This is a genomic window from Kocuria sp. APC 4018 (assembly GCF_030407675.1).
In the GTDB taxonomy this organism is placed as follows: Bacteria; Actinomycetota; Actinomycetes; order Actinomycetales; family Micrococcaceae; genus Kocuria; species Kocuria rhizophila.
Window position 1 is genome coordinate 1 of sequence record NZ_JASDCY010000104.1, and the last position, 3,525, is coordinate 3,525.

3 protein-coding genes are annotated in these 3,525 nt (G+C 74.2%); all 3 read right to left on the reverse strand.

Annotation, left to right across the window (positions count from 1 at the left end):
- Positions 1 to 174: 174 nt before the first annotated feature.
- The gene (locus tag QL985_RS11890; protein ID WP_259905145.1) at positions 175 to 2,088 is read right to left on the reverse strand and encodes an ABC-ATPase domain-containing protein; all 1,914 of its coding nucleotides are present in this window, start codon (positions 2,086 to 2,088) and stop codon (positions 175 to 177) included.
- 99 nt (positions 2,089 to 2,187) lie between these two features.
- Positions 2,188 to 2,775 carry a class I SAM-dependent methyltransferase gene (locus QL985_RS11895; RefSeq protein WP_259905146.1) on the reverse strand — a complete coding sequence of 196 codons (588 nt, stop codon included), beginning with the start codon at positions 2,773 to 2,775 and terminating at the stop codon, positions 2,188 to 2,190.
- A 27-nt stretch (positions 2,776 to 2,802) separates the two neighbouring features.
- A partial coding sequence (locus tag QL985_RS11900) for an MFS transporter (RefSeq protein WP_290147966.1) occupies positions 2,803 to 3,525 on the reverse strand: 723 nt, incomplete at its 5' end.

Below are 3,525 nucleotides of genomic sequence, written 5' to 3' on the forward strand. Positions count from 1 at the left end.
CGACGCTGCCCGCCCACTTCCGCGCCAGCACACCCGCGCGGGCTGCCACCTCCGCCAGCTCTGAGGGGCTGCTGCATTTGCTCCGTTGGTGCAGAAATCGTTGCGGAAGTCTGCACCAACGGAGCAAATGCAGAGGCGGGGCAGGGGCATCCCGCACACGCCGGGCCGGTCAGCTCAGCGGCGGATCCGGTGGTAGGCCGCCGCCACGTCCTGCGCCCTGGGCAGCGCCAGGTGTCCCGGGTGGCCGCGGTGGTGGGCCAGGGCGTCCAGCCCGTCCCGCACCACCCGTTCCAGGGCGGCGTCCACGAGCTCGGTGAGGGGTGTGCGGCCGTCCGCCGTGCGCTCGACCTCCTCGATGAGCCGCGCGATGGCCTCCGTCTGCGAGGGATCCACGAGCTGGCTCAGGGCGGAGACGTCCACGTCCTCGCGGCCCCGCTGGATGGTGTCGAGCCCGCGAGCGCGAGCGGGTTTGTCCCTGCCACCCCGATGGGCGGTGCCGTGGCGCGGACCGGGCCGGGCGGCGTCGTGCCCCGCGGCACCGGATCCGGGCGGGGTGGCTCCGCGTTCAGCCGGGAGCGTGTCGGACGCTCCCGAGACGCCGCCGGGAACGTGGGAGCGGATCTGCCCGAAGGACTCCGCGGGACGCATGTCGTCGGGGCGCAGGAAGTGCCGCACCACCTGTCGCGCGCGGTCGGTGACGTCCAGGGCACGGTAGTCGTGCATGGCGATCACGAGGTCCGCGACGTCCAGGAACGCCCCGGAGCCGCCCGTGACCAGGATCGAGGACACCCCGCGCTCGGTGTAGAGGGCGCCCACCCGGTCCACGAACGGCGTGATGGGCTCGCGCTCGCCCGGGACCATGGCGCGCATGCGCTCGTCCCGGACCATGAGATTGGTGGCGCACGTGTCCTCGTCCAGCAGCAGCACGCCGGCCTCCGCCTCCACCGCCTCGACCGTGGCGGCCGCCTGGGACGTGGAGCCGGACGCGTTGGACGTGCTGAAGTCGCGGGTGTCCGCGCCGGTGGGCAGGTTGGTGATGAAAGGGGAGACGTCCGTGTGGGACACCGCCCGACCGTCCTCCGCGCGCACGGACACGGCACTCGGCAGGGTGACCACGCGCTCCCGACCGTCGCCGGGCACGTGGCTGTAGACCCCGCGCTCCAGGGCCTGCAGCAGCGTGGACTTGCCGTGGTAGCCGCCGCCCACGACCACCGTGACGCCCTCGGGCACGCCCATGCCGCTCACGGTGGAGCCGTCCTCGAGCTCGAGCTCCACGCGCAGCCGCGGCGGGGTCTCGAACGGAACCGCCCCGTGGGCGAGCGGCTCGTCCCGGTGACCGGAGGCGCGGGGCAGCACGGCGCCGTCGGCCACGAACGCCACGAGTCCGCGCTGGGGCAGCTGCGCGCGCAGGTGCTGGGCGTCCAGGTGAGAGGTCACGTGCGCCTCGAACGCGGCGGGGTCCAGGTTCTCCCAGCGCAGCGCGCGCTCGACGACGCCCGGCAGCACCTCCGTGAGCAGCCGGTGCGCGGCGTGGCCCCTGATGCGCCGCCCGGCAGCGGGCAGGGCGATCTCGCAGCGCAGCTCCACCGCGGCGCCCGGGTCAGCGGTCTGCGACGACGCCGCCCGGCCGGCCCCACGCCCACCGCTCTCCGTGACGGCGTCTCCCGTCCGGGGCATCCCTGACTCGCGGGCCGGGGCGGGATCCACCGTACTCCCGGGGTCCGGCACGATCACGGAGGAGCGCTCGAGGATCTCCTGGCCCGTGCGCTGGATCGAGATGCCACCGGAGTCCTTGCCGCCGCGCGGGCCCAGGTCCCGGGCGGCCCGGGCGAACTCCCGGGTGAGGAAGTCCCCGGCGGCCACGCGGGCGTCCCGGGTGGCGATCAGCTCGGGAGGGATCCCGGTGTCGGCCAGGCTGACCCGGATCCGGGCCAGGGACGGCGGGGCGTACGGGTCCGACTGCACCCGGTCCACGATCAGCTCCGCATCACCCAGCTGCCACGAGCCCTTGAGCTGCTTGTAGGCGCCGTAGCTGCCGCCGTCCAGGCTGCGGAGGGTCTGGGCGAGGTCCGTGCGCGGTGAGCTCATGGGTCCATGGCACCACATGAACCGGGTCCGCTGCACTCGCGGGAGCGCGGCCACTGCCCCGGCCGGGACGTGCGGCCGCGCGGCGCAGCGGCCCGGCTGTCAGGGTCTGCGCGCGACGAGCTGGTACGTGTGCCAGTGCTTGGGCCCGGAGAACGCGGGGCCGTCGCGCTCCTCCTCGTGCAGACGCAGCACCTCCAGGCCGGTGACCAGCTCGTCCACCTCGTCACGGGTCAGGAACGTGCCGTCCCCCGCGGCCCAGTCGTCCCGGTCGCCGAAGAGGTCCACCGCCAGGACGCCTCCCGGGCGCAGCGCCCGGAGGACGGCGCCCCACAGCTCGGGGAAATCGACGCGCGGAACGAACGGCAGCGAGACGCACGCGAGCACCAGGTCGCACGGCGGCAGCTCGCGCAGGTCCTGCAGGCGGGCCCGGGTGTGCTCGATGGCGCGGTCCGTGGCAAGCTCCGCGATGGTCTCCACCACGGTGGGATCGGCGTCGAACGTCTGCACGAGCCAGCCGTGGTCGGCCAGGAACGCGGCCTCACGCCCCGCCCCGCAGCCCAGTTCGACGGCGCTGCGCCCCTCACCGGGTCCCGCCGCCTCCGCCGCCAGGCGGGCGAGAGGCCGGATGCCCCGTCCGGCCTGGGCGGCGTTGTACCGGCCCCAGTGGTCCGCGTCCACGTGTCCCATGCGGACCAGTATGCGCCGCCCACCGGCTCAGGCGACGCTCCTCCGCTGCACCCGCCCCAGCACCACCGCCGCCACGAAGCACAGCACGTAGGCTCCGGCCACGGCGGCCCAGCCGGCGGTGAACGCCCCCGTGAGGTCCACGAGCTGGCCCACCACCACTGGCCCGAGCGCGAAGCCCAGGTACATCCCGGTAGCCACGAGCCCGGACGCCACACCGATCCGTTCCTTGGGCACGGCGGCCACGATGCCCGAGTTGATCACCACGTTCGCGGCCAGGGGCAAAGCGGCGTGGAAAGCGACGCCCAGCCACATGAGCCAGTGCTGCTTTGTGGTCTCCGCGAGCACGAGCAGCCCGAGCCCCACGATCCCGCCCACGCTCATGACCTGGATCAGCGGCGCGGGCCTGCCCAGTCTGCCGGTCACCTGACCCCACCCGATCCGGCTGGCGATCCCGATCACTCCCATCACACCCAGCAGCAGCCCGGCCACCGTGATGGTGTACCCCATGGCCCGCACCGCGAACAGGGACACGTACACGTTCACGCCCTGCGTGCCCACCGCGTTGAGGAAGGAAGTGAGCGTCAGCAGCCACACGGCAGGCGGCAGCGCCCCCGACGACGCCGCGGCGCCCCTTCCCGAGGCCCCCGCGCCCGCCGCGCGCAGCCCGGGTCGTTCCGGCGAAACCTGGCCGGGGTCCGGGTTCACGCCGTCGGCCGCGGCGTCGGACAGTTCCACGGGGGCGGACTCGAA

Bases quoted from the DNA above. Each gene is read 5' to 3' on its own strand.
- QL985_RS11890 (WP_259905145.1), bottom strand. From the start codon at position 2,088: ATGAGCTCACCGCGCACGGACCTCGCCCAGACCCTCCGCAGCCTGGAC.
- QL985_RS11895 (WP_259905146.1), bottom strand. From the start codon at position 2,775: ATGGGACACGTGGACGCGGACCACTGGGGCCGGTACAACGCCGCCCAG.